2 protein-coding genes and 2 pseudogenes are annotated in these 2,659 nt (G+C 71.5%); 1 reads left to right on the forward strand and 3 read right to left on the reverse strand.

Annotated elements, in window-relative coordinates; genetic code table 11:
- From G6023_RS11995 to G6023_RS12005, 3 genes and pseudogenes are all read right to left on the reverse strand, one after another.
- A pseudogene (locus G6023_RS11995) lies at positions 1–278 on the reverse strand (hypothetical protein); the annotation flags it as partial.
- Positions 275–1,279, reverse strand: coding sequence for a TIGR03617 family F420-dependent LLM class oxidoreductase (locus tag G6023_RS12000; RefSeq protein ID WP_182635664.1), 1,005 nt, complete (start codon positions 1,277–1,279; stop codon positions 275–277). The pseudogene G6023_RS11995 and the gene G6023_RS12000, both read right to left, overlap by 4 nt.
- The gene (locus G6023_RS12005; RefSeq protein ID WP_182635666.1) at positions 1,276–2,406 is read right to left on the reverse strand and encodes an Rv3169 family protein; all 1,131 of its coding nucleotides are present in this window, start codon (positions 2,404–2,406) and stop codon (positions 1,276–1,278) included. Before G6023_RS12005 ends, G6023_RS12000 begins: the two co-directional genes overlap by 4 nt.
- Positions 2,407–2,500: 94 nt before the next feature.
- Here G6023_RS12005 and G6023_RS12010 point away from each other — a divergent pair.
- A pseudogene (locus G6023_RS12010) lies at positions 2,501–2,659 on the forward strand (TetR family transcriptional regulator); the annotation flags it as partial.

A 2,659-nucleotide genomic window follows, 5' to 3' on the forward strand; every position in this document is an offset into this window, starting at 1 on the left:
GCGCCGTCCTCCCCGGCCGCCGAGGACCGCACCGCGACGAGGGTCGCGCCCGCGTCGGCCATACGCCGGTACCACCGGGCGGCGGTGTCGGCTGGGACGGTGGTGTGGGCTGGGACGGTGGTGTCGGACGGAGTGTCGACGACGACGAGGTCGCCCCCCGCGTCGGCGATGACGAACCCCGGCGGTACGTCCAGGCCCAGTCGGATGAGCTCGGCCAGACCTGCGGCTTTACCGCCGTAGCTGTCGTCGGTGACCTGCTCGAACTCGACGGTGTTCATGGCCGGCCCGCCAACTCGTCGACGATCTGCGCGAGCGCATCGGTGGCGATCGGCCCGGTCTGGTACAGGCACACGCGGTCGCCGACGCCGTTCACGCGGTCGCGGACGTGGGCGGCGACCTCGGCCGGGGAACCGCACGCGGCGATCGTGTGCAGGATCTCGTCGCTGATGAGCGAGGTCATCTCCTGCCACCGCCCCTGCTTGCTCATGGCGTTCAGCTCGGGCTGCAGATCGCCCCAGCCGTGGGCGTCCAACACCGGTTTGTAGGCGGGCGTCGAGCCGTAGAACGCCAACAGGCGGCGGGTGGACATGTGGTCGTCGTCGTCGCTCCTGTCGTCCGTCACGGACACGATCACCTCGGGCACCACCTCGAACTCCTCCTCGCTCCGCCCGGCGGCCGCCAGGCCCGCCCGAACCCTTGGCATCGTGTGCTCGTGGAGGAACCGGGTGGTGCCGAACGGCATCACGAGCAGCCCGTCGGCGGCCTCGGCGGCCGCGCGCGTCAGTCGCGGGCCGAGCGCACCGAGGTAGATGGGCGGCGGGCCGTACGGGGTGGGCGGCGGCACGAACGTGGGGGTCATGAGGGTGTGGCGGTAGAACTCGCCGCGGAAGTCCAGTCGCTCGCCCGTGGCCCATGTATGGAAGATCGCCCGCAGGGCGCCCACGAGGTCCTTCATCCGCTCGACGGGCAGGTCGAATTCGGTGCCGTAGCGCTTCTCGATCTGCGCCCGGATCTGCGTGCCCAGGCCCAGGACGAACCGTCCCTCGCTGAGCGTCTGCAGGTCGTGCGCCTGGTGCGCGAGCTGGATGGGGTTGCGGGGAAAGGCGATCGCCACGTTGGACATCAGGTCCAGGCCGCCGACCTGCGAGGCCAACACGAGCGGGGTGAACACGTCGTGCGGGCCCTCGAAGGTGAACACCCCGGACGCGCCCGCCTCCCTGAGCTCCTCGGCGCGCCGGACCGCGTCGGTCGGGCTGAACAGGGCGGTCATGACCTTCATGCGCGCGCCCCAGCGTCCGCGCCGTCGGTCCAGTCCGAGAACCCCGAGGGGTGATGCGGGCCGATCACCCCGTGCTCGAACAGACCCGCGCCCTCGCGTCGGGTGCCGTCGGCCTCGGTGCACACGGCGTGGCCCACGTGGTCGATGAGGCTGAACGCCGCCCCGGCCATGACTTGCGGGTCCGTCAGATCGAAGGTCACGCGGTCGGTGAAGTTCTCGCCCTTCCAGCTGCCGTGGGCCCACGTGGAGTCGCCGCCGTAGCCGGAGCCGAACGCGATCGGGGCGTACAGCCGGGACTCCACCTCGAGCCGGATCTGCTCGCCCGCGCGGTTCATGAACTCCACCCGCACGCCCGTCGGGATCCGGGTGCCGGGCGTGTACTCGACCGCCACGCGCACGCCGTCGAGTTGCTCGACCCGGCCGTCGGCCCAGCGGCGGGTGCAGTCGTAGAGGCTGCGGTGGCCGTCCGGGTCCTCCTGCAGGATGAGGAACAGTTGGAAATCGTCGAACGCCAGCGGGAGATACAGCCACCACATGCCCCGGAACGCCGTGTCGGGCCTGCCGGCCGGTTCGGCCTCGCCCACCGGGCGGATACCCCACGAGCGGTCCCGGGCGGCGACCGACGAGGAGTGGGTGACCTCCATCTTGTCGTCGTCGACCTCGATCCACCCCTCCCACGAGCCGACCTGCGCGAACCGGCTGGCCTGGAGCGTCACCCGCCGGTCGGTGAGCATGGAGTGCGGGTCCTCCAGCGCGGCGGGGAACAGGCCGCGCCACGTCAGGTCCGCGGCGATGCCCTCCGTTCGCTCGAGGGTCAGCCGGATCTCCCGCAACGGCTCGATCACCTCCAGCCGGTACCCGCCGACGTGGGGGTTGAGGCGGTCGTCGTCGATGGCGTCGCTCATCCGCACCGCGGTCTGCGTGTCGCCGCGGCGGACCACGAAGTACGCGTCCTTCACACCCAGGCGCGGGTAGTAGCCGATCCCGGTGAGCACCATGAAGCGGCCCTCGCGGTCCAGCACGTTGAAGTAGGAGCGGTCGTAGAAGTTGCGGTCCGAGGTGGCCGGCCACGTCAGGGGCGCGGGCGTCTGGTGGATGGGGAACTCGTCGAGCGGGCTCAGGTGCACGGGGCTCTCCCTGGGGTGCTGGGTGGCGGCGTCTCGCGGTCTCGCGTCGGCGGCGGGAATACGATGTGCGGCGTATCGGAACTAGGGTGAGACCATGACAGCAGACGGCGACACCGCGCGCGGCGGATCGGCGAAGTCCGCGCCCGGGCGGCCGCGCGACGGCCGGATCGACGCCGCGATCATCACCGCCACCCGCGAGCTCATCCTCGAGACGGGCTACCCGGCGCTGACGCTGTCCGCCATCGCGGCGCGC

The sequence above is a fragment of the Dietzia sp. DQ11-71 genome (genome assembly GCF_014144995.1).
GTDB classification, from domain to species: domain Bacteria; phylum Actinomycetota; class Actinomycetes; order Mycobacteriales; family Mycobacteriaceae; genus Dietzia; species Dietzia kunjamensis.

Coding starts and splice junctions, on each gene's coding strand:
- G6023_RS12000 (WP_182635664.1), bottom strand. CDS start 1,279: ATGAAGGTCATGACCGCCCTGTTCAGCCCGACCGACGCGGTCCGGCGC.